Annotated in this window: 19 protein-coding genes, 1 tRNA gene and 2 pseudogenes; 9 read left to right on the forward strand and 13 right to left on the reverse strand. The window is 71.9% G+C overall.

Annotated elements, in window-relative coordinates:
• The 4 genes and pseudogenes from EAO70_RS17140 to EAO70_RS17155 form a co-directional block, all read left to right on the forward strand.
• A pseudogene (locus EAO70_RS17140) lies at window positions 1–534 on the forward strand (galactose-1-phosphate uridylyltransferase); the annotation flags it as partial.
• Window positions 531–1517, forward strand: coding sequence for a UDP-glucose 4-epimerase GalE (galE, locus tag EAO70_RS17145; protein WP_148003837.1), 987 nt, complete (start codon window positions 531–533; stop codon window positions 1515–1517). The pseudogene EAO70_RS17140 and the gene galE, both read left to right, overlap by 4 nt.
• A complete protein-coding gene (gene galK, locus EAO70_RS17150; RefSeq protein ID WP_148003838.1) occupies window positions 1514–2653 on the forward strand; it encodes a galactokinase in 1140 nt (379 codons plus the stop codon). Before galE ends, galK begins: the two co-directional genes overlap by 4 nt.
• 282 nt (window positions 2654–2935) lie before the next feature.
• A complete protein-coding gene (locus EAO70_RS17155; protein ID WP_148003839.1) occupies window positions 2936–3721 on the forward strand; it encodes a response regulator transcription factor in 786 nt (261 codons plus the stop codon).
• On the opposite strand, the gene EAO70_RS17160 is transcribed toward EAO70_RS17155, so the two are convergent.
• Entirely contained in the window at window positions 3680–4177 is a 498-nt protein-coding gene (locus EAO70_RS17160) for a MarR family winged helix-turn-helix transcriptional regulator (RefSeq protein ID WP_148003840.1), read from the reverse strand. The two genes, EAO70_RS17155 and EAO70_RS17160, sit on opposite strands and share 42 nt — an antisense overlap.
• Before the next feature lie 163 nt (window positions 4178–4340).
• Here EAO70_RS17160 and EAO70_RS17165 point away from each other — a divergent pair, with 163 nt between their 5' ends.
• Window positions 4341–5183, forward strand: a complete 843-nt coding sequence (locus EAO70_RS17165) for a trans-aconitate 2-methyltransferase (RefSeq protein WP_148003841.1) — start codon at window positions 4341–4343, stop codon at window positions 5181–5183.
• 107 nt (window positions 5184–5290) lie between these two features.
• On the opposite strand, the gene EAO70_RS17170 is transcribed toward EAO70_RS17165, so the two are convergent.
• From EAO70_RS17170 to EAO70_RS17180, 3 genes are all read right to left on the reverse strand, one after another.
• Window positions 5291–7021 (reverse strand): VCBS repeat-containing protein, encoded by a 1731-nt coding sequence (locus EAO70_RS17170; protein WP_261992914.1) that lies wholly within the window; start codon window positions 7019–7021, stop codon window positions 5291–5293.
• A gap of 212 nt (window positions 7022–7233) precedes the next feature.
• Window positions 7234–7917: a TetR/AcrR family transcriptional regulator gene (locus EAO70_RS17175; protein ID WP_148005190.1), complete on the reverse strand. Its 684-nt coding sequence runs from the start codon at window positions 7915–7917 to the stop codon at window positions 7234–7236.
• Window positions 7917–8888, reverse strand: coding sequence for an acyl-CoA desaturase (locus EAO70_RS17180; protein WP_148003842.1), 972 nt, complete (start codon window positions 8886–8888; stop codon window positions 7917–7919). The genes EAO70_RS17175 and EAO70_RS17180 overlap by 1 nt, the downstream gene beginning before the upstream one ends.
• Before the next feature lie 270 nt (window positions 8889–9158).
• Between EAO70_RS17180 and ppc the strand changes: the two genes are divergently transcribed.
• Complete coding sequence (gene ppc / locus EAO70_RS17185) at window positions 9159–11900, forward strand: phosphoenolpyruvate carboxylase (protein ID WP_148003843.1); 2742 nt, start codon at window positions 9159–9161, stop codon at window positions 11898–11900.
• Window positions 11901–11983: 83 nt separating this feature from the next.
• Here the strand turns inward: ppc and EAO70_RS17190 are convergent, their stop codons facing one another.
• The 7 genes from EAO70_RS17190 to EAO70_RS17220 form a co-directional block, all read right to left on the reverse strand.
• Window positions 11984–12385 carry a hypothetical protein gene (locus EAO70_RS17190; protein WP_148003844.1) on the reverse strand — a complete coding sequence of 134 codons (402 nt, stop codon included), beginning with the start codon at window positions 12383–12385 and terminating at the stop codon, window positions 11984–11986.
• Window positions 12386–12426: 41 nt separating this feature from the next.
• Window positions 12427–12888, reverse strand: coding sequence for an aminoacyl-tRNA hydrolase (gene pth, locus EAO70_RS17195; protein WP_261992915.1), 462 nt, complete (start codon window positions 12886–12888; stop codon window positions 12427–12429).
• Window positions 12889–12915: 27 nt separating this feature from the next.
• Window positions 12916–13515 (reverse strand): 50S ribosomal protein L25/general stress protein Ctc, encoded by a 600-nt coding sequence (locus EAO70_RS17200; protein ID WP_148003845.1) that lies wholly within the window; start codon window positions 13513–13515, stop codon window positions 12916–12918.
• A gap of 251 nt (window positions 13516–13766) precedes the next feature.
• Window positions 13767–14741: a ribose-phosphate diphosphokinase gene (locus EAO70_RS17205; protein WP_148003846.1), complete on the reverse strand. Its 975-nt coding sequence runs from the start codon at window positions 14739–14741 to the stop codon at window positions 13767–13769.
• 121 nt (window positions 14742–14862) lie between these two features.
• A complete protein-coding gene (gene glmU, locus EAO70_RS17210; protein ID WP_148003847.1) occupies window positions 14863–16311 on the reverse strand; it encodes a bifunctional UDP-N-acetylglucosamine diphosphorylase/glucosamine-1-phosphate N-acetyltransferase GlmU in 1449 nt (482 codons plus the stop codon).
• Window positions 16312–16421: 110 nt separating this feature from the next.
• Window positions 16422–16493: transfer RNA gene (locus EAO70_RS17215), tRNA-Gln, on the reverse strand.
• A 118-nt stretch (window positions 16494–16611) separates the two neighbouring features.
• Window positions 16612–17385, reverse strand: a complete 774-nt coding sequence (locus tag EAO70_RS17220; RefSeq protein ID WP_410091291.1) for a hypothetical protein — start codon at window positions 17383–17385, stop codon at window positions 16612–16614.
• Window positions 17386–17499: 114 nt separating this feature from the next.
• Here EAO70_RS17220 and EAO70_RS17225 point away from each other — a divergent pair, with 114 nt between their 5' ends.
• The gene (locus tag EAO70_RS17225; RefSeq protein ID WP_148003848.1) at window positions 17500–18843 is read left to right on the forward strand and encodes a sensor histidine kinase; all 1344 of its coding nucleotides are present in this window, start codon (window positions 17500–17502) and stop codon (window positions 18841–18843) included.
• Here EAO70_RS17225 and EAO70_RS17230 read toward each other — a convergent pair.
• Together EAO70_RS17230 and EAO70_RS17235 are read right to left on the reverse strand one after the other, a co-directional pair.
• Entirely contained in the window at window positions 18806–19297 is a 492-nt protein-coding gene (locus EAO70_RS17230; RefSeq protein WP_148003849.1) for an SUKH-3 domain-containing protein, read from the reverse strand. The two genes, EAO70_RS17225 and EAO70_RS17230, sit on opposite strands and share 38 nt — an antisense overlap.
• A gap of 10 nt (window positions 19298–19307) precedes the next feature.
• On the reverse strand, window positions 19308–19823 hold the full coding sequence (locus EAO70_RS17235) for a YwqJ-related putative deaminase (protein WP_148003850.1): 516 nt from the start codon (window positions 19821–19823) through the stop codon (window positions 19308–19310).
• 267 nt (window positions 19824–20090) lie between these two features.
• On the opposite strand from EAO70_RS17235, the gene EAO70_RS17240 reads away from it, so the two are divergent.
• Both EAO70_RS17240 and EAO70_RS17245 read left to right on the forward strand, forming a co-directional pair.
• The gene (locus EAO70_RS17240; RefSeq protein WP_148003851.1) at window positions 20091–21089 is read left to right on the forward strand and encodes an SMI1/KNR4 family protein; all 999 of its coding nucleotides are present in this window, start codon (window positions 20091–20093) and stop codon (window positions 21087–21089) included.
• 7 nt (window positions 21090–21096) lie between these two features.
• Window positions 21097–21896, forward strand: a pseudogene (locus EAO70_RS17245) (hypothetical protein); the annotation flags it as partial.

The raw sequence follows: 21896 nt of genomic DNA on the forward strand, positions 1-21896 counted from the left end.
GTGCGGGCCCGGTGCTCGGCCGCCACCCCCCGCACCGCCCTCATGCAGCGCCAGGCGGCCGAGCACCGGGCCCGCACCGGCGGCAACCTCTTCGACGACGTCCTCGCCCGGGAGCGCGACGACGCCGAGCGGATCGTCCTGGAGACCGCGCACTGGACCGCCTTCGTGCCGTACGCCGCCCACTGGCCGTACGAGGTCCACCTCTACCCGAACCGGCGGGTCCCCGACCTGCGGGCGCTCGACGCGGAGGCCCGCACAGAGTTCCCACAGATCTATCTGGAACTCTTGAGGCGCTTCGACCGGATCTTCGGACCGGAGGAGCCGCCGACGCCGTACATCTCCGCCTGGCACCAGGCGCCGTTCACCGGTGCGGACCGCGAGGAGTTCGCCCTGCACCTGGAACTCTTCACCGTCCGCCGGACGTCCGGCAGGCTCAAGTACCTCGCGGGCACGGAGTCCGGCATGAGCGCGTTCAGCAACGACGTGCCGCCGGAGGCGGCGGCCCGGCGACTCAGAGAGGTGGCAGGCAAGTGACCGACGCTGTCAGGAAGTACCTGGTGACCGGCGGGGCCGGATACGTGGGCAGCGTCGTCGCCGCCCACCTCCTGGAACGGGGCCACCGGGTCACCGTCCTCGACGACCTCTCCACCGGCTTCGCCGAAGCCGTCCCGGCCGGCGCCGACTTCGTCGAGGGCCGCGTCCAGGACGCCGCGCGATGGCTGGACGGCTCCTACGACGCCGTCCTGCACTTCGCCGCGTTCTCCCAGGTCGGCGAGTCCGTCACGGTGCCCGAGAAGTACTGGGAGAACAACGTCGGCGGCACCATGGCCCTGCTCGCCGCCCTGCGCGCCGCGGGCGTCCGCAAGCTGGTCTTCTCCTCCACCGCCGCCACCTACGGCGAGCCGGCGACCGTGCCGGTCACCGAGACCGCGCCGACCGCCCCCACCAGCCCGTACGGGGCGAGCAAGCTCGCCGTCGACCACATGATCGGCGGCGAGTGCGCCGCCCACGGCCTCGCCGCCGTCTCGCTGCGCTACTTCAACGTCGCGGGCGCCCACGGCTCCCTCGGCGAGCGGCACGCACCCGAGTCGCACCTCGTCCCGCTGGTCCTCCAGGTCGCCCTCGGCGACCGCGAGGCGATCTCCGTGTTCGGCGACGACTACCCGACCCCCGACGGCACCTGCGTCCGCGACTACATCCACGTCGCCGACCTCGCCGAGGCCCACCTCCTCGCCCTCGATGCGATGACCGCGGGCGAGCACCTCGTCTGCAACCTGGGCAACGGCAACGGCTTCTCCGTCCGCGAGGTCGTCGAGACCGCGCGGAAGGTCACCGGGCACCCGATCCCGGAGATCCTCGCCCCGCGCCGGGCCGGCGACCCCGCCGTCCTCGTCGCCTCCGCCGAGGCCGCCCGCGAGCGACTGGGCTGGACGCCGTCCCGCCCGGACCTGGCGGACGTCATCGCCGACGCCTGGGCCTTCGCCCGCGCCCGGCGCGAGGAGGCGGGCCGCGCATGAGCGTCGCCGCCGACTTCGAGGCGCTGTACGGCGCCGCCCCCGACGGTGTCTGGGCCGCCCCCGGCCGGGTCAACCTGATCGGCGAGTACACCGACTTCAACGACGGATTCGTCCTGCCGCTCGCCCTGCCGCACACCGCCGTGGCCGCCGTCTCCCGCCGCGACGACGGCATCCTGCGCCTGCACTCCGCCGACGTCGACGGCGGCATCGTCCAGCTCGCGGTCGACTCCCTCAGCCCGCTCTCCGGCGGCGGCTGGGCCGCCTACCCGGCCGGCGTGGTCTGGGCGCTGCGGGCGGCCGGCCACCCCGTCACCGGCGCGGACGTCCACCTCGCCTCGACCGTGCCGACCGGCGCCGGGCTCTCCTCCTCGGCGGCCCTGGAGGTCGTCACCGCGCTCGCCCTCGACGAGCTGTTCGGACTCGGACTGTCCCGGCCCGAACTCGCCCGGCTCGCCCAGCGTGCCGAGAACGACTTCGTCGGCGTCCCGTGCGGGGTGATGGACCAGATGGCCTCGGCCTGCGCGGCGGAGGGCCACGCCCTGTACCTGGACACCCGGGACCTCTCGTACCGTCAGGTCCCCTTCGACCTGGCCCGCGAGGGGCTGTGCCTGCTGGTCGTGGACACCCGGGTGAAGCACGCGCTCGGCGACGGCGCGTACGCCGAGCGGCGCGCGGGGTGCGAAGCCGGTGCGCGGGCGCTCGGCGCCCGCGCCCTGCGCGACGTGAGCGCCGCGCATCTGCCCGAGGCCCTCGCCCGGCTGGCCGACGGCACGGTCCGCCGCTACGTACGGCACGTCGTCACCGACAACGCGCGCGTGGAGCGGACCATCGCGCTGCTCGACGCGGGGGACACCCGGGCCGTCGGCCCGGTCCTGACCGAGGGCCACGCCTCCCTCCGGGACGATCTGCGGGTCTCCTGCGCGGAGCTCGACCTGGTCGTCGCGACGGCGAACGCCGCCGGGGCGCTGGGCGCCCGGATGACCGGCGGCGGCTTCGGCGGCTCCGCCGTCGTCCTCGTCGACGCCGACCGGGCGGACGCGGTCGCCGCCGCCGTGGGGAAGGCCTTCGCCGAGGCCGGTCTCGCGGCCCCCGGCATCTTCCCGGCCGTCCCCTCGGCGGGCGCGCGGCGCCTCTGACCCGGGTGCTCCGGCGGTCCCGCACGGGCCCGCCGGCACCCCTCGCACTCCCGTACGACTTCGGACAGTTCCGTGAATCGGCCCCCGCCGTGACGCCCCGCCCCTACGCTGAGGGCAGCGCCGGTGGGGGCCGGTGCTGTTCAGGGGGCGAGACCCGGTCGGGTACGGCGCCGGCAGCGGGGTAAGCAGTCATCGCACGGCGGCGGCCGGGCGGCTGACGCACCCCGCCTCCGACGCCGTGCCCGCGTCGGCTTTCCCGTTCCTCGACACTTGGGGGTGTCCGTGGCACGTATCCGTGTCCTGGTGGTGGACGACCACCGCGTCTTCGCCGAATCGCTGGCCGCCGCACTCGCGGCCGAGCCCGATGTCGACGTCGCCGCGGCGGGCAGCGGCCCGGCCGCCCTGCGCTGTCTGGAGCGCGCCGCCGCGGAGGGCCGCCGGTTCGACGTGCTGCTCGTCGACGCCGAGCTGGGCGCCGGCCCCGCGGGGGCGGTGGCCCGCGCCGTGCCGGACGACGGCGAGGCCGCCGTCGACGGGATCTCCCTGGTCGCGGGGGTGCGCGGGCTCCAGCCCGCGGTCCGCACCGTGGTCCTGGCCGAGAAGGACGACCCGCGGCGGGCCGCCCTCGCGCTCCAGGCCGGGGCCTGCGGCTGGGTCGCGAAGGACTGCTCGCTCCAGCGGCTCCTCGCGGTGGTCCGCGGGGTGCTGCGGGACGAGACGCATCTGCCGCCCGCCCTGCTCACGGGCGTCCTGCGGGAGCTGACGGCGGCCCGCAAGCACCGGACGGACAGCGAGCGGCTGGTGGAGTCGCTGACCCCGCGCGAGCGGGAGGTGCTGCGCTGCATGGTGGCGGGCCTGGGGCGCAAGGCCGTCGCCGAGCGCCTCTTCCTGTCCCCGCACACCGTCCGTACGCACATGCAGAACGTGCTGGGGAAGCTGGGCGTGCACTCGACCCTGGCGGCGGTCGCGCTGGCCCGCCGGGCGGGGGTGGGGCCGGCCCAGCTGGGCGAGGCGCCGCTGTCCGGGCTAGCCGGGGATGTTGTCGAACGGGGCGGTCAGCCGGCGTAGCAGGGCGGCCAGTTCGCCGCGCTGGCCCTGGGACAGCTGGGCCAGGATGGCGCGTTCCTGGGCGAGCAGGCCGGCGAGGGCCTCGTCGGCGCGGTCGCGGCCCTCCGGGGTGAGCCGGACGAGCACGCCGCGCCGGTCGCTGGGGTCGGGGAGCCGCTCGACCAGGCCCTTCTTGGTGAGCCGGTCGATGCGGTTGGTCATGGTCCCGGAGGTCACCAGCGTCTGGGTGAGCAGCTGGCCGGGGGAGAGCTGGTACGGGGCTCCGGCGCGGCGCAGCGAGGTGAGGACGTCGAACTCCCAGGGCTCCAGCTGGTGCTCGGAGAAGGCGAGCCGACGGGCGCGGTCGAGGTGCCGGGCGAGCCGCGAGACGCGGCTGAGTACCTCGAGCGGTTCCACGTCGAGGTCGGGGCGCTCGCGGCGCCATGCTGCGACCAGTCGGTCGACCTCGTCCTCCATGACGATCAGTGTAGAGGGTCTGTTGACATAAAGTCTCTTGGGGTCGAGTATCTCGATATCAAGTATCTTTGTATCGAGATATAACTCCCCGGACTACGGGGAAGGGACCCGCCCGGAACTCCGTTCCGCTTCGGCAATTCGTGCCAGCAAGGGGGCTTCGAACATGCATTCCGTGGAATCCGCCGCACCATCCGCGCCGACCTGGGATCCACAGCAGTACCTCCGCCACTCGGGTCATCGCACCCGGCCCTTCCTCGACCTGCTCACCCGAATACCGCACCTTCCCGCCCAGGACCGGTCCGCCCGAATCGCCGACATCGGGTGCGGCCCCGGAAACGTCACGGCCCTCCTGGCCGACCGCTGGCCGGACGCCCACATCACCGGCTTCGACCTCTCGCCCGCCATGCTGGAACAGGCCGGGAAGGACTGGTCCGGCACCACCCGCGGCGGCGGCTGGATCGACTTCCGGCCCGCCGACGCCGCCCACTGGACCCCCGCCGAGCCCTACGACCTGATCGTCTCCAACGCCGCCCTCCAGTGGGTGCCCAACCACCCCGAGTCCTTCGCCGGCTGGATCGACGGACTCCGGCCCGGCGGCACCTTCGCCTTCCAGGTCCCCGGCAACTTCACCTCGCCCAGCCACGCCCTGCTCGGCGAACTCTGCGACACCCCCGAGTGGCGCGACCGGCTCGGCGACCAGGGCCGGCGCTTCGTCCACATCCTCGACGCCCCGGACTACCTCGGCCGCCTCACCGACCTCGGCTGCGAGACGGATGTCTGGGAGACGACCTACTGCCAGCTGCTCCAGGGCGAGGACCCCGTCCTGGACTGGGTCAAGGGCACCGCGCTGCGGCCCGTCCTCACCACCCTGGGCGACGACCGGGAGGCGGTCGACGCCTTCCTCGGCCAGTACCGTGACCTCCTCCGCGAGGCCTACCCGCCGGGTCCGCACGGCACGGTGTTCCCCTTCCGGCGGATCTTCGCCGTCGCCCGCAAACCCCTCTGAGCCGCCCTTCCGGCGCCGCGCGAGCCCGTCGGCGCGGAGCCCCCGGCACACGCGGACGCCCCGCACCGGAAGTCCGGTGCGGGGCGTCCGCGCGAGGGCCGCCGTTCCTACGACATGGTGTTGTAGATCTGGAAGCCGGGGCCGACCTTGTAGCGGTCGCCGAACTTGCCGGGCGCCGCGTTCCGGTAGGCGTAGAGGTCGCCGCCCGAGGTCACCCCGAGCAGGTCACCCTTGCCGTCACCGTTCAGGTCACCGGGGGCGATCACCTTGCTGTACGTGTTCCAGCCGCTGCCGACCTTGGTCCGCGCGCCGAACGGCGTGGCCGCCTTGCCCGTGCCCGGGTAGACGTACAGGTCGCCACCCGTCGTGCGGGCCACGATGTCCGCGCGTCCGTCGCCGGTGTAGTCGCCCGCGCCGACGATCTTGTTGAACGAGCCCCAGCCGCCGCCGACCTTGATCCGCGAGGCGAAGCCCGTGCTCTTGCCGTTGCCCTGGTACAGGTACAGGTTGCCGGAGCGGTCGCGGGCCAGCAGGTCGCCCTTGCCGTCGCCGCTCAGGTCGCCCGGGCCGACGAGCGCGTTGTAGACGCCCCAGCCCGAACCGATGTAGACCCCGTCGACGTAGAGGCCGTTGTCGTAGAGCTGCGCGATGTCGGACGAGTTGTCCGGGTCCAGCGAGGACAGGTGCGTGTAGTCGGCGCCCTGCCACCCGCCCGTGTTGCCGAGCTGGCTGCGCGAGGTCAGCACGCCGTTGGTCCGGCTGCCGTACCAGTACAGCGTGCCGGCCGAGTTCCGCGCCAGCAGCCCTTCCTTGGTGCCGGCGACCGGGCTGTTGCTCGCGCCGCCGAACTGCGGGACGCCCTCCCAGCCGCCGGGAGAGCTGCTCTGCACCCGGGTCGCCAGGGTGCCGTTGCCCTTGCCGGTGTAGTACCAGAAGGTGCCCGAGGTGTCGCGGGCGAGCAGCTCGCCGTTCCCGTCGCCGTTGTCGTCGCCGACCGGAACCACCGTGTTGTAGATGTTCCAGCCGCCGCCGACGGACTTGCGGGTGCCGAACGGCCTCGCCTTGTCGCCCGTACCGGGGTAGAACCACAGCGTGCCGGCGGTGTCGCGGGCGTACAGGTCGGCCCAGCCGTCGCCGTTGTTGTCGCCCATGCCGATCAGCTGGTCGTAGACGTTCCAGCCGGTGCCGATCTTCACCCGCGCCGACAGCGGAGCGCTGCGCTTGCCCGTCCCGTAGTACAGGTACAGGGTGCCGGTGGTGTCGCGGGCCAGCACGTCCGCCCGGTTGTCGTCGTTCACGTCACCGGGCGAGAAGAGCTTGTTGTAGATCTGCCAGCCGTTGCCCTGCCACGCGTACGACGCCGAGGTCGGCGTGGCGTCCGCGTACATGGTCAGGGCGCCCTGCTCGGAGAGCACCAGAACCTCGGGGCCGCCGCCGACGGGGTCCTGGTTGCCGATCGGGACGATGTCCTTCGGCAGCGGCAGCGAGCCCTCGTTGAAGGCACCGCCCCCGCCCTGCGCGGTCGCGGTGTAGACGTTGCCGTTCCAGCCGCGGTAGATCAGGTCGCTGACGCCGTCGCCGTCGAAGTCCGACAGCGGGTCCGGGACGCGGGAGCCCGTCGCGGCGGTCGCACCGGCGTCGGCGCGGCCGGCGGCGCCGGCCCGGGCCGCGCCCGGCACCGGCCGGGTGAGCGGCGGCGGGGTGACGTCGGCCGCCGGCTTCTCGACGGCGGGGTGGGGCGGCGCCGGCCGGTCGGCCGCCGCGGGGGTCGCGAGCAGCATGCCCGCGGAGAGGACGAGAGCGGTGCACGCCGTGAGGCGGGCACGCGTGAGGTGCACAGAACGCAAGAGATCCCCCCCAGGGATCAGAATGTTCGTCGGACCGGAATCGGGCGTCCGCGCCGTCCCCGCACGGCAGAAAGCGCGTACGAGGGGCGAACGCCTCCGGGTCCTCGGGAGCATACCGCCCGGGGGTGACAGAGGCTGCCGAGAAAAACCGCGGCCCCGCGCCGGACGGCTCCGACGGCCCGGGACCCCACCCGGCCGCGCCGTCAGCTCTTCCGGTGCCCTATCAACCGCGGCTTCGGCTCCAGACCGTCCAGACCGTGCCACGCCAGATTCACCAGATGCGCCGCGACCTCGGCCTTCTTCGGCTTCCGGACGTCCAGCCACCACTGGCCCGTCAGCGCCACACTCCCCACCAGCGCCTGCGCGTACAGCGGCGCCAGCTTCGGATCGAACCCCCGGGCCTTGAACTCCAGCCCCAGGATGTCCTCCACCTGCGTCGCGATGTCACTGATCAGCGACGCGAACGTGCCCGTCGACTGCGCCACCGGCGAGTCCCGGACCAGAATCCGGAAACCGTCCGTGTAGTTCTCGATGTAGTCGAGCAGCGCGAACGCCGCCTGCTCCAGGAGCTCCCGCGGATGCCCCGCCGTCAGCGCCCCCGTCACCCCGTCGAGGAGCTGGCGCATCTCCCGGTCCACCACGACCGCGTACAGCCCCTCCTTGCCCCCGAAGTGCTCGTACACCACCGGCTTGGACACCCCGGCCTTCGCCGCGATCTCCTCCACCGACGTGCCCTCGAAGCCCTTCGCGGCGAACAGGGTCCGGCCGATGTCCAGCAGCTGCTCCCGGCGCTCCGCGCCCGTCATCCGCACCCGGCGGCCCCGCCGGGGCTTCTGCTCGCCGCTGCCGGTGCCACTGGTCCTGCCGTCGATCGCCACGTCTTCCATCATGCCGCGTCTGCGGACACGCTCTGGCGGCGGGCTTCGATGCGCTCCTTCGCCGGCCAGCGCACGTCGTGCGCCCAGCCCGCCAGCTCGAACCAGCGGATCAGCCGCGCACTGGAGTCGACCTGCCCGCGCAGCACCCCGTGCCGCGCCGAGGTCGGGTCCGCGTGGTGCAGGTTGTGCCACGACTCGCCGCAGGACAGCACCGCCAGCCACCACACGTTCCCCGAACGGTCCCGCGACTTGAACGGCCGCTTCCCCACCGCGTGGCAGATCGAGTTGATCGACCACGTCACGTGGTGCAGCAGCGCGACCCGCACCAGCGAACCCCAGAAGAACGCGGTGAACGCACCCCACCAGGACATCGTCACCAGACCGCCCACCAGCGGCGGGATCGCCAGCGACAGCATCGTCCAGAAGATGAAGTCGCGCGAGATCCGCCGGAGCACCGGGTCCTTGATCAGGTCCGGCGCGTACTTCGCCTGCGGCGTCCGCTCCTCGTCGAACATCCAGCCGATGTGCGCCCACCACAGGCCCTTCATCAGGGCCGGCACCGTCTCACCGAAACGCCACGGCGAGTGCGGGTCGCCCTCCGCGTCCGAGAACTTGTGGTGCTTGCGGTGATCCGCCACCCACCGCACCAGCGGACCCTCCACCGCCAGCGACCCCATGATCGCCAGCGCGATCCGCAGCGGACGCTTCGCCTTGAACGAACCGTGTGTGAAGTAACGGTGGAAGCCGATCGTGATGCCGTGGCACCCGATGAAGTACATCGCCACCAGCAGACCCAGATCGAGCCACGACACGCCGCCCCAGCTCCAGGCCAGCGGAACCGCCGCGACCACCGCCACGAACGGCACCGTGATGAACAGCAGCAGCGTGATCTGCTCGACCGACCGCTTCTTGTCCCCGCCGAGCGTGCCGGACGGCAGGTGGTCCTGATCGGATGAGAGCAACTCAGGGCTCAAGGTCATGGGTGTCCCCCGGGGACGAGGATGCGGATGAGGGTGAGACGAAGGTGAGGATGAAACAGAGCGGAACCGTACGAAACGACCACGAGGCTACGCACCCGTAACCTACGGCGTCGTAAGTATGGCAGCGCGAGGACGCGCGGCAAGGGGGCACAAGGGGACCCTGACCGCCGTCCAGCAGATGGACACCTATCCTGGGTGCGTCGGACAGCGCGGTCCGCAAGCCTCCAGAACCCCTCCAGACGTGCTCAAACACTGCAAGGAGCCGCACCTGTGAGCAGTGCCGACCAGACCCCCACCGCCAGCGCCGAGCTGCGCGCCGACATCCGCCGACTGGGCGATCTCCTCGGCGAGACCCTCGTCCGCCAGGAGGGCCACGAGATCCTCGACCTCGTCGAGCGGGTCCGCAGCCTCACCCGCGAGGACGGCGAGGCAGCCGCCGAGCTGCTCCGCGGCGTCGAACTGGAGACGGCCGCCAAGCTGGTACGCGCCTTCTCCACCTACTTCCACCTCGCCAACGTCACCGAGCAGGTGCACCGCGGCCGCGAGATGCGCGAGAAGCGCGCCGCCGAGGGCGGCCTCCTCGCCCGCACCGTCGACATGCTCAAGGACGGCGACCCCGAGCACGTCCGCGAGACGGTCAAGAACCTCAACGTCCGGCCCGTCTTCACCGCGCACCCCACCGAAGCCGCGCGCCGGTCCGTCCTCAACAAGCTCCGCCGCATCGCCGCCCTCCTGGAGACCCCGGTCATGGAGGCCGACCGGCGCCGGACCGACCTGCGGCTCGCCGAGAACATCGACCTCATCTGGCAGACCGACGAACTCCGGGTCGTCCGCCCCGAGCCCGCCGACGAGGCCCGCAACGCCATCTACTACCTCGACGAACTCCACGCCGGAGCCGTCGGCGACGTCCTGGAGGACCTCGCCGCCGAACTCCAGCGGGTCGGCGTCGAACTCCCCGCCGGCACCCGCCCCCTCACCTTCGGCACCTGGATCGGCGGCGACCGCGACGGCAACCCCAACGTCACCCCCCAGGTGACCCGGGACGTCCTCATCCTCCAGCACGAGCACGGCATCACCGACGCCCTCGAACTCGTCGACTACCTCCGCGGACTCCTCTCCAACTCCATCCGCTACGCCGGAGCCACCCAGGAACTCCTGGACTCCCTCCAGCGCGACCTGGAACTCCTCCCGGAGATCAGCCCCCGCTACAAGCGCCTCAACGCCGAGGAGCCGTACCGCCTCAAGGCCACCTGCGTCCGGCAGAAGCTGGTCAACACCCGCGAGCGCCTCGCCTCCGGCACCCCCCACCAGGACGGCCGCGACTACCTCGGCACCGCCGAACTCGTCCACGACCTCACCCTGATCCAGACCTCGCTCCGCGAGCACCGCGGCGCGCTCTTCGCCGACGGCCGGATGGACCGCACCATCCGCACCCTCTCCGCCTTCGGCCTCCAGCTCGCCACCATGGACGTACGCGAGCACGCCGACGCCCACCACCACGCCCTCGGGCAGCTCTTCGACCGCCTCGGCGAGGAGTCCTGGCGGTACGCCGACATGCCGCGCGACTACCGGCAGAAGCTCCTCGCCAAGGAACTCCGCTCGCGCCGCCCGCTCGCCCCCACCCCGGCCCCGCTGGACGCCGCCGGCGAGAAGACCCTCGGCGTCTTCCACACCGTCAAGGAGGCCTTCGAGCGCTTCGGCCCCGAGGTCATCGAGTCCTACATCATCTCGATGTGCCAGGGCGCCGACGACGTCTTCGCCGCCGCCGTCCTCGCCCGCGAGGCCGGCCTCATCGACCTGCACGGCGGCTGGGCCAAGATCGGCATCGTGCCGCTCCTGGAGACCACCGACGAGCTCAAGGCCGCCGACGTCATCCTCGACGGCATGCTCGCCGACCCCTCCTACCGCCGCCTCGTCTCGCTCCGCGGCGACGTCCAGGAGGTCATGCTCGGCTACTCGGACTCCTCCAAGTTCGGCGGCATCACCACGAGCCAGTGGGAGATCCACCGCGCCCAGCGCCGTCTGCGCGACGTGGCCCACCGCTACGGCGTCCGCCTCCGCCTCTTCCACGGCCGCGGCGGCACCGTCGGCCGCGGCGGCGGCCCCTCGCACGACGCCATCCTCGCCCAGCCCTGGGGCACCCTGGAGGGCGAGATCAAGGTGACCGAGCAGGGCGAGGTCATCTCCGACAAGTACCTCATCCCCTCGCTCGCCCGCGAGAACCTCGAACTGACCGTCGCCGCCACCCTGCAGGCCTCCGCCCTGCACACCGCGCCGCGCCAGTCCGACGAGGCCCTCGCCCGCTGGGACGCGGCCATGGACACCGTCTCCGACGCCGCCCACACCGCGTACCGCAAGCTCGTCGAGGACCCCGGCCTGCCGGCGTACTTCCTCGCCTCCACCCCCGTCGACCAGCTCGCCGACCTGCACCTGGGCTCACGGCCCTCCCGCCGCCCCGGCTCCGGCGTCTCCCTCGACGGACTCCGCGCCATCCCGTGGGTGTTCGGCTGGACCCAGTCCCGCCAGATCGTCCCCGGCTGGTTCGGCGTCGGCTCCGGCCTCAAGGCCCTCCGCGAGGCGGGCTCGCAGCAGGAGGGCGCCCCGGTCCTCGGCGAGATGTACGAGCGCTGGCACTTCTTCCGCAACTTCCTCTCCAACGTCGAGATGACGCTCGCGAAGACCGACCTGCGGATCGCCCGGCACTACGTCGACACCCTCGTCCCCGACGACCTCAAGCACGTCTTCGACACCATCGAGGCCGAGCACGCGCTGACCGTCGCCGAAGTCCTCAGGATCACCGGCGGCGAGAAGCTCCTGGACTCCAACCCGGTCCTCCAGCAGACCTTCTCCATCCGCGACGCCTACCTGGACCCGATCTCCTACCTCCAGGTCGCCCTGCTGGCCCGCCAGCGCGGCGCCGCGGAGCGCGGCGAAGAGCCCGACCCGCTGCTCGCCCGGGCCCTGCTCCTCACCGTGAACGGCGTCGCGGCCGGCCTGCGCAACACCGGCTGACCCGCCCGCACACGGAAAGGTGCCCCCGTGGAGACACTCCACGGGGGCACCTGTGCGTGCGGGACGTGCCGGGGCCGTCCCCCTCAGAGCGCGAAGAACGCCGCCACCAGCAGCGCGGCCCCCGCCCCGATCAGCGGCGCCGCGAGCAGCAGCGCCCCGCCCAGCGGCAGCCACGCGTGCAGACCCCCGCCCCAGCCCGTCCGCACGCCCTCGTCCGTGCCCGGCTTCACCACCACCGGGATGGTCACGCCCTTCTCCGCCGCCACCGACCGCTCGATCGTCAGCGTCCGGCGCGGCGACGCGGGGTCCTCCGGGGCGTAGCGGCCGCTGCACGTGTCCTCGGTGCAGCCGGTCACCGTCAGCGTCCCGTGCTCCCGCCCCTTGGCGAGCAGGACGTGCTGGGCCGAGTCCCAGGAGGCCCAGGCGCCCGCGACCAGCAGCAGGAGGGCGACGAGGGCCATGGCGGCGTTACGGACGTGCGTCATGACCCGCGATCGTACAGTCGTACCGCGCGAGCCCCCAGGCCTCAGGAGTTGTACGCCGACTGGGCCCGCTCCAGACCCTCCGCGACCAGGCACTCCACCGCGTCCGCCGCCCGGTCCACGAACCAGTCCAGATCCTTGCGCTCCGTCGACGAGAAGTCCTTCAGGACGAAGTCCGCCACCTGCATCCGGCCCGGCGGACGCCCGATCCCGCACCGCACCCGGTGGTAGTCCGCGCCCATCGCCTTCGTCATCGACTTCAGGCCGTTGTGCCCGTTGTCACCGCCGCCGATCTTCAGCCGCAGCACCGCGTAGTCGATGTCCAACTCGTCGTGGACCGCCACGACATGCGCCGTCGGCACCTTGTAGAAGTCGCGCAGCGCCGTCACCGGCCCGCCCGACAGGTTCATGTACGACATCGGCTTCGCCAGCACCACCCGGCGGCTCGCCGGCCCCGGCGGACCCAGCCGGCCCTCGACGACCTGCGCCTGCGTGCGGCCCGTCACCCCGTCACGTCAGGCAGAGCCTACGGCTCAGGCCTCGGCGCCCTCGGCGGCCTCGGTCTCGACCTCGGCGTCGGCGGCCGGCTCCTCGGCCTGCGCGGCCAGGACCTGGAGGACGACGGCCTCGGCGTCGGTCACCAGGGTCGAACCCTTCGGCAGGTCCAGGTCACCGGCGAGCACGGAGGCACCGGCCTCCAGGCCCTCCACGGAGACCGTGACGGCCTCGGGGAGGTGGGTGGCCTCGGCCTCGACGGAGACGGTGCTCAGCACGTGCTCGAGCAGGTTGCCACCGGCGGCGAGCTCGCCCTCGGCCTGCACGGGGATCTCGACGGTGACCTTCTCGCCGCGCTTCACGAGGAGCAGGTCGACGTGCACGAGGAAGCCCTTGATGGCGTCGCGCTGGACGGCCTTCGGGATCGCCAGCTCGTTCTTGCCGTCGATGTCCAGGGACAGCAGGACGTTCGGCGTACGCAGGGCGAGGGCCAGGTCGTGGGCCGGCAGGGTCACGTGGGCCGGCTCGGAGCCGTGGCCGTAGACGACCGCGGGAACCTGGGCGTTGCGGCGGATCGAGCGGGCCGCGCCCTTGCCGAACTCGGTACGGACGGCAGCGGCGAGCTTGACCTCGGACATGGTGCACTCCTCGTAGAAAGGTGACGAAAGTCTGGGTCACCCGGCCACGACTGGCGATGGCCTGCTACGAAGAGCGCGTCGATAACGGACCGCCGTGACCCTGTACATCCGTACGGGTACGGCCTCCCTCGCCGAGCAACTACGGCAGTCTACCGGCCCGCCGCCCCACCACCCAATTGGATCACCCGGACACGGCGGAGGGCCGCTCCCCGGACGGGGAACGGCCCTCGCACCTGCTGGATCGCCGAGGCTCAGTGCTCCTCGAAGAGGCTCGTCACCGAACCGTCCTCGAACACCTCGCGCACCGCGCGCGCGATCGTCGGCGCGATCGACAGCACCGTGATCTTGTCCAGCTCCAGGGCACCCGGCACCGGCAGCGTGTCCGTGAAGACGAACTCGCTGACCTTGGAGTTCTTCAGGCGGTCCGCCGCAGGACCCGACAGGATCCCGTGCGTGGCCGTCACGATGACGTCCTCGGCACCGTGCGCGAACAGGGCGTCCGCCGCGGCGCAGATCGTGCCGCCGGTGTCGACCATGTCGTCCACCAGGACACAGACGCGGCCCTTCACGTCACCGACGACCTCGTGGACGGTGACCTGGTTGGCGACGTCCTTGTCACGACGCTTGTGCACGATCGCCAGCGGGGCGTCGAGACGGTCGCACCAGCGGTCGGCGACCCGCACGCGGCCCGCGTCCGGGGAGACGATCGTCAGCTTGGTGCGGTCGACCTTCGCGCCCACGTAGTCCGCCAGGACCGGCAGGGCCGACAGGTGGTCCACCGGACCGTCGAAGAAGCCCTGGATCTGGTCCGTGTGCAGGTCCACCGTCAGGATGCGGTCCGCGCCCGCGGTCTTCAGCAGGTCCGCGACCAGACGCGCCGAGATCGGCTCGCGACCGCGGTGCTTCTTGTCCTGACGGGCGTAGCCGTACGACGGGATGATCACGGTGATGCTCCGGGCCGAGGCCCGCTTCAGAGCATCGATCATGATCAGCTGCTCCATGATCCACTTGTTGATCGGAGCCGTGTGGCTCTGGATCAGGAAGCAGTCCGCACCACGGGCCGACTCCTGGAAGCGGACGTAGATCTCACCGTTGGCGAAGTCGAACGCCTTGGTGGGAACGAGGCCGACACCCAGCTGGTGCGCGACCTCCTCGGCCAGCTCGGGGTGGGCGCGGCCGGAGAAGAGCATCAGCTTCTTCTCGCCGGTCGTCTTGATCCCGGTCACAGCACTGTCTCCTCAGACGTGTTGTCCGGCCGCCGCCACGAGCTGTCGTGCGCGTTGGGCGAGCCGGCCGAATTTGTATGCACGTATCACGGTACGCCGAGTTCGACGTACCCGTTTCCGGTCAGCTTTCGCCGGCGGAGTCCTCCGAGGCGGCCTGAGCGGCCTGCGCGGCAGCGCTGCCGGGACGCTTCCGGGCCACCCAACCCTCGATATTCCGCTGCTGGCCCCGGGCGACGGCGAGCGAGCCGGCCGGCACGTCCTTCGTGATCACGGACCCCGCGGCGGTGTACGCGCCGTCCCCGATCGTGATGGGAGCCACAAACATGTTGTCCGACCCGGTCCGGCAGTGCGACCCGATCGTGGTGTGGTGCTTGGCCTCGCCGTCGTAGTTCACGAACACACTGGCCGCGCCGATGTTGGAGTACTCGCCGATCGTGGCGTCGCCCACGTACGACAGGTGCGGGACCTTGGTGCCCTCGCCGATCGTCGCGTTCTTCATCTCGACGTACGTACCGGCCTTGGACTTCCGGCCGAGGTTCGTCCCCGGACGCAGGTACGCGAACGGCCCCACCGAGGCGTTCTCGCCGATCACGGCGGAGTCGGCGACCGCGTTGTCCACCCGGGCGCCCTTCTCGACGCGGGTGTTCGTCAGGCGGGTGTTCGGGCCGACCACGGCGTCCTCGCCGATGTGCGTCGCCCCGATCAGCTGCGTGCCCGGCAGGAGGACCGCGTCGGGCTCGAAGGTCACGGTGACGTCCACGAACACCGACGCCGGGTCGACCACGGTCACACCGGCCAGCATGGCCCGCTCGATCAGCCGCCGGTTCAGCAGCGCACGCGCCTCGGCGAGCTGCACCCGGTTGTTGATGCCCAGGATCTCCCGGTGGTCGCCGGCCACGGAGGCGCCGACCCGGTGACCCGCCTCGCGCAGGATGCTCAGCACGTCGGTGAGGTACTCCTCGCCCTGGCTGTTGTCCGTACGGACCTTGCCGAGGGCGTCGGCGAGCAGCTGCCCGTCGAACGCGAACACGCCCGAGTTGATCTCCCGGATCGCGCGCTGCTCGTCGGTGGCGTCCTTGTGCTCGACGATCTCGGTGACCGCCCCGGTCGCCGGGTCGCGCACGATCCGCCCGTACCCGGTGGAGTCCGGGACCTCGGCGCTCAGCACGGTGACGGCGTTCCTGTCGGCGGCGTGGGTGTCGGCGAGCGCGCGGAGCGTCTCGCCGGACAGCAGCGGGGTGTCGCCGCAGACGACGACCACGGTCCCCTCGGGCGCCCGCCCGAGCTCCTCCAGGGCCATCCGCACCGCGTGCCCGGTGCCGTTCTGCTCCTCCTGGACGGCGGTGCGGGTCCCGGCGTAGTGCTCGTCCAGATGCCCCTTCACCCGCTCGCGGGCGTGCCCGACGACCACGACGAGGTGCTCGGGCTCCAGCTCCCGGGCGGCGGAGACGACATGCCCGACGAGCGACCGCCCGGCGATCTCGTGGAGGACCTTGGGGGTCTTCGACTTCATGCGGGTGCCCTCACCCGCTGCGAGGACGACGACGGCGGCCGGGCGATTGGCGCTCACGGGAATGCCCTTCGGCTTTGGGTGGTGGACGCACGAAGGATACCGGTGGGCAAGGGGGCGGACATGAGCGCGGGTCCTGACCGTGGTGGTCAGGACCCGAACCGAGCTTGCTCCCCTGCCAGGACTCGAACCCGGACATAGGACTCCAAAGGTCCCAGTGCTGCCGATTACACCACAGGGGATGGCATTACTGACCAAAACGGACATGCCGTCAGTCCGTTGGCCTGATGGCCCCCACTATGCCGTACCAGGTGCCCTCGATGCGACGGTACAAGTGGCAGCCTGCGGTTACCCGGATGATCAGGCACCCCCGGTAGTCGGACCCGGTGTTCTTCCGGACGGTCTTCGGATTGTGCTTCTTGAGGGTTGTCTTCTGTAGCTGTGCACAGGGGATCCCCGAGAGGTCGGCCCAATACTCCTCCGCTCCGCTCCGCTCACGTCGGCGGACTCGTGGATCATCACCCGGAACCGGAGCCGCTCCCGTGGGATCTGCAAGAGGTCGAGCCATGCGAGGTAGACGCCGATGACGCCGGGGTCGCTGTTGATGAAGGTGACGCTTTCATCGCGACGGTAGGGCTTGCTCTTGGACCCTTCTGCCCAGTAGAGGGCCACGCCGGCGAGGAACAGCTCTCTTTCGCTGAGGGCTCCGACCGCCTCCTCGGCCTTGCGAACGGCTGTTTGGCGTGCGGCCTCACGAAGGGGGCTTTCGTGGGCCCATCGCTTCAGTGCGGCTTCCCTGCCTTGATCGGCAGGGGTTCGGTGGTCGACTTTCGGCAGATCCCTGACCCACAGGGAGATCGAGCTCTTCGAGCAGCCCAACTCCAACTGGATCTGGTCGTAGGTCATGCCCTGGAGGCGGAGCTCCCTCGCTCGGTCCCGGAGGTCGTCCTTAGCGTTCGGGCGCTTTGTCCAGGCCGGGGGCGGCTCGCCCTTCAGTAGGCGGTGGAGGAGGTCGTTGTTGAAGACCTGCAGGCGGTCGCGGATCCGGCGGCGGCTGAGGCCCTCGCGCCGGAGCGCGACGGCCTGTTCGCGCAAGCCCTCGAAGTCGGTGTACCTGCTCGTGTCGGCTGTCATACGAACACCATCGTCCGTAATCCGGACGTCCGGGTCGAAAGCCTGTCGATTCAACAGTTCGAGGGACTGGTGTGTGCCGAGTTGACGCCAGGGCTCGCCCGTAGGGTGGTGGGTATGAGCGCAACGGGGGCAGACCGGGACGCCGTGGGCGTCGGGAATCGGTGGTGGTGGGGGAGACGGCGGAGTGCCGTCCTGGATGTGGGGCTCGCCCTCGTGTCCGCTCTGGAGTGCGGGCTCGAAGGGATCGGGTTCGCCGAGAAGGCCGCGCTGCCCGTGCCCGTCGGGGTGCTGTTCGGACTGGTGATCGGGTCGGTCCTGCTCGTGCGGCGGCGGTCGCCGATCGTCGTCGTGCTCGTGTCGATCGCCGTGACGCCCGCCGAGATGGGCTTCCTGATGGGGGTCGTCGGGCTGTACTCGCTCGCCGCCTCCGAGGTGCCCCGGCGGATCACCGCCCTGCTCGCGGGCATGTCGACGGTCGCCGTGTTCGTCGTGACCGCCGTGCGGATGCGGCAGGACCTCGCCCGGGCCGACGCCGGGCCGCCCGAGATCGACCCCAGTGGCTGGTACGTGCCGGTCGTCGCCGTCTTCGTCACCCTCGGGCTCAACGCCCCGCCGCTGCTCTTCGGCCTCTACATAGGGGCGCGCCGCCGGCTCATGGAGAGTCTGCGGGAGCGGGCGGACAGTCTGGAGCAGGAGTTGTCGCTGCTGGCGGACCGGGCGGAGCAGCGGGCGCAGTGGGCGCGGCAGGAGGAGCGGACGCGGATCGCGCGGGAGATGCACGACGTGGTGGCGCACCGGGTGTCGTTGATGGTGGTGCACGCGGCGGCGTTGCAGGCGGTGGCGTTGAAGGATCCGCAGAAGGCGGTGCGGAACGCCGCTCTGGTGGGGGACATGGGGCGGCAGGCGTTGACGGAGTTGCGGGAGATGCTGGGGGTGCTGCGGGAGGGGGCGGCTCCGGTGGCTCCCGTGCCGGTGCCGTTGGCGGCGGTGGGGCGGGCCGCGGCGGCCGCCGCGGAGGCGGCGGCGGAGGACGGTCCGCGTCTGGACGCGCTGGAGGGGCTGTGCGAGCAGTCGCGGCTGGCGGGGACGGTGGTGGACCTGGTGGTGGTGGGGGACGTGCGGTCCTATGCGCCGGAGGTGGAGCGGACGGCGTACCGGGTGGTGCAGGAGGCGCTGACGAACGTCCACAAGCACGCGGCGGGGGCCGATGTGGTGGTGCGGCTCGCGCATCGGGGGGCCGAGGTGGCGATGCAGGTGGAGAACGGTCCGTGTCCGGTGGACGCGCGCGCCGATGTGGGCCTGCCGAGTGGGGGGAACGGGCTGGTCGGCATGCGGGAGCGGGTGCTGCGGCTCGGTGGGGTGTTCGTGTCGGGGGTGACCGACGCGGGGGGTTTCCGGGTGTCGGCGGTGCTGCCGACGGTCAGCCCGCTGTCAGGCGGGTCGGCTGTGCGCCCGTGACGAGCGTGGCGAGGGCGGTGTCGATGTCCTTGCCGAGGTACCAGTCGCCGGCGTGGTCGAGGCTGTAGACGCGGCCTTCCATGTCCATGGCGAGGAWCGCCTGGTGGTCGCCCTCCTCGCCGAGGGGGGCGAGTTCGGTGTCGAGGGCGCGGCCGAGKTCGGCGAGGGTGCGGGAGAGGTGGAGTCCGGCGAGCGGGTCGAAGCGGACGGCGGCGGGCGCTATCTGGCGTCCGTGGCCGGGCGCCGTGATCCGCAGGCCGCCGAACTCGGCCCAGGCCTCGACGACGGCGGGGAAGACGCTGTGCCGGTGGCCGGCGGGGGAGAGGTGGGCGCGGAGGGAGTCCGCCCATTCCTCGGCGAGTTTGATGTCCCAGCGGCCGGGCTGCCAGCCGGCCTCGCGGAGGGCGGCGTCGACGTTGACCGGGAACCGGGTGGTGCTGAGGTGGTCGGGCATCAGGGTGGGGTCAGCCGTTCTCGACAGGCGGGGTGGGGTCGACGGTGCGGACGCCGAAGTGGGCGAGCATCGCCGTACAGGAGCGGCAGGGTGCGGCGTAGCGGCCGTGCAGGGGGTCGCCGTCCTCGCGGATGTGCCGGGCGGTGAGCTTGGCGTGCTTGAGGGAGCGGCGGGCCTCGCCGGGGGTCAGCGGTTTGCGCTGGGCGCGTCGGGACCGGGCGTTCTCGGCGGCGGTGAGGTGCCGGGAGAGCAGGATCGCCTCGGGGCAGCGTCCGGTGAAGCGTTCGCGCTGGCCGCTGGTGAGGGTGTCCAGGAAGTCCTGGACGAGGGCGTGCAGGGTGGGCGGCCGGTCGCCGCGTCCGGCGGTGCAGGTGAGGGTCGTCTCGCCGCGTACGGAGAGGGCGGCCCCGACGGTGGGGAGGATGCCGTCGCGGCGCTGACGCAGTAACGGTGCGCGCGTGGTGTCGGCGCTGCTGCTCCAGTTGAGGCGTGGGTCACCCTGTGTGGGCGTCGGTGCTGGGTGCATGGTGCTGGTCTTCCCCTCCTGCAATCCCCCGAGTTGCGTGGACAGCCTGCCAAATAGGGAGCCATATGGGGAAGCTGGGGCGCTGAAACGGCGCTTCGGTGTGTCGCGATCATGGCCGACCTGTCATGGCTTCGTGACACGTGGTGACGGTCGGATCGGGCCGGTTCGGGGTCTTGTGGCAGCGCATAGGCTGTGCGGCATCAGTCAGGAGCAGCCAGCGGCTGCGGGTAGTAGCAGTCAGCGACGCCAGTGCAGGGGGCAACCGCCATGACGACAGGTCGGCTCGGGCAGGACACCGCGCCACCGAACGCCGCCTATGCCGGGCAGGTCGTGCACTTTCCGGATCCGGTCCGGGCCTCCCGGCATCCTCGTGGGGTGCGGGTGGACGAGTCCGGGTTCCCGGACTTCACGCCGTACGCGCGTGCGGCGGCGGAGATCGCCGATCCGCCGGAGGGTTTCGGGGTCGACGAGCTGCGGCTGACCGACTACGTGTCGGCGAACGCGGCGATGGCGGCGACGGGTCATGAGCTGTGGGACACGATTCCCTCGGTGGCGACGCCGCACGGCTGGACCTGGCATCACGTGGCGCGGAGCCGGCGGATGGAGCTGGTACCGGTCGAGGTGAAGGCGTTGCTGCGGCATCACGGTGGGGTGGCGACGGCCGCCGTCGACCACATGAAGCGGGGGACGCGGCCGCTGCAGGAGACCCGGCCGGCGCACTTCGGGCTGCCGAAGGGCGGGGTGTCGGTGTCGGAGCAGCAGCTCCAGGGGGTCGAGGAGGATCTCGGCTACCGGCTTCCGGGGGCGTACCGGTCGTTCCTGCGGGCGGCCGGCGGGTGCGCTCCGGTGGGGGCGGCGCTCGACGCGGAGCTGGGGCTCCTGGTCGACCAGCCGTTCTTCACGGTGCGGGAGGAGGCGGGGGTCAACGACCTCGTCTATGTGAACAAGTGCCTGCGTGACCATCTGACGAAGGACTACCTGGGCGTTGCGTTCGTCCAGGGCGGTCTCGTCGCGCTGAAGGTGCGGGGTGAGGGGGTCGGTTCGGTGTGGTTCTGCGCGTACGACGACGCCCGGGACTCCGGCGAGGCGGCGGCGGGCTGGTCGGCGGCCGAGCGGGTGGAGCGGCTGCTGCTGCCGTGCGGTGCGGACTTCGACGTGTTCCTCCAGCGGCTGGCGGGCAATCCGCCGGAGCTGGAGACGGTGGCGAACCTGATGGTGGACGGCGGCTTCGCGCGTGCGGTGCCGGTCGTCCCGGTGGGGGAGTGAGTGGGCTGTGGTGACGTTCGCGCAGGCGCAGGAGCGCGCCGAGGAGTGGATCAACGGCGACCTGCCGGGATACCAGCACCGTGAGGTGCGGGTGCGGGAGTTCGAGCTGGGGTTCGTGGTGTGGGCGGAGGACCGCGAGGGCGGTCCGACGTCGGACGGCGGGCGTCAGCGGCTGGTGATCGCCCGGGACAGCGGTGAGGCGACGCTGTGGCCGGGGCTGCCGGTGGGTGAGGTCATCCGCCGGTACGAGGAGGAGTACGGGTCGGCGGAGGACGTTCCGGCGCAGGCGGCGGTGCCGGCGGCGCGGATCGATCTGAACCAGACGTCGTTCCTGTTGAGTCCGCCGGAGTGGTTGCAGGACGCGGCGGACCGGATCGGGCTGCCGAAGCAGCCGAACGCGTCGCAGGAGAGCGGGGTCGCGTCGGCGCCGGAGGACGACGTGTCGGAGCCGGTGGCGGCGGCGGAGTCGGGCCCGTCGGTCTCGGTGGCCTCGTCGTCGTCGGCTTCGGAGGGCGCGGGGGTGTCCGCGCCGGCGGGGTCCGTCGCGTACGAGCCGACGGCGATGGACGGGGTGCCGGCGGAGCGGCCGGTCGACGGCGCTCAGGCGGCGCCCGCGGCTCCGGCGGGTCCGGATGCGCCGGCGGGTCCGGCCGCGCCGGCCGCGCCCACCGCGCCGGCGGCTCCGGCCACAGCGTCGCCTCACCGCTGTCCCGGGCGATCACCAGCCGCTGACGCCCGCCGTCCGACGTCGGACCGCCCTCGCGGTCCTCCGCCCACACCACGAACCCCAGCTCGAACTCCCGCACC

Source organism: Streptomyces sp. adm13(2018) (assembly GCF_008042145.1).
In the GTDB taxonomy this organism is placed as follows: Bacteria; Actinomycetota; Actinomycetes; order Streptomycetales; family Streptomycetaceae; genus Streptomyces.

Coding starts and splice junctions, on each gene's coding strand:
- galK (WP_148003838.1), top strand. CDS start 1,514: ATGAGCGTCGCCGCCGACTTCGAGGCGCTGTACGGCGCCGCCCCCGAC.
- EAO70_RS17200 (WP_148003845.1), bottom strand. CDS start 13,515: ATGTCCGAGGTCAAGCTCGCCGCTGCCGTCCGTACCGAGTTCGGCAAG.
- EAO70_RS17235 (WP_148003850.1), bottom strand. CDS start 19,823: ATGCACCCAGCACCGACGCCCACACAGGGTGACCCACGCCTCAACTGG.
- EAO70_RS17160 (WP_148003840.1), bottom strand. CDS start 4,177: ATGGAGGACGAGGTCGACCGACTGGTCGCAGCATGGCGCCGCGAGCGC.
- EAO70_RS17190 (WP_148003844.1), bottom strand. CDS start 12,385: ATGACGCACGTCCGTAACGCCGCCATGGCCCTCGTCGCCCTCCTGCTG.
- EAO70_RS17175 (WP_148005190.1), bottom strand. CDS start 7,917: ATGGAAGACGTGGCGATCGACGGCAGGACCAGTGGCACCGGCAGCGGC.
- EAO70_RS17220 (WP_410091291.1), bottom strand. CDS start 17,385: ATGACAGCCGACACGAGCAGGTACACCGACTTCGAGGGCTTGCGCGAA.
- EAO70_RS17165 (WP_148003841.1), top strand. CDS start 4,341: ATGCATTCCGTGGAATCCGCCGCACCATCCGCGCCGACCTGGGATCCA.
- EAO70_RS17240 (WP_148003851.1), top strand. CDS start 20,091: ATGACGACAGGTCGGCTCGGGCAGGACACCGCGCCACCGAACGCCGCC.
- EAO70_RS17180 (WP_148003842.1), bottom strand. CDS start 8,888: ATGACCTTGAGCCCTGAGTTGCTCTCATCCGATCAGGACCACCTGCCG.
- EAO70_RS17225 (WP_148003848.1), top strand. CDS start 17,500: ATGAGCGCAACGGGGGCAGACCGGGACGCCGTGGGCGTCGGGAATCGG.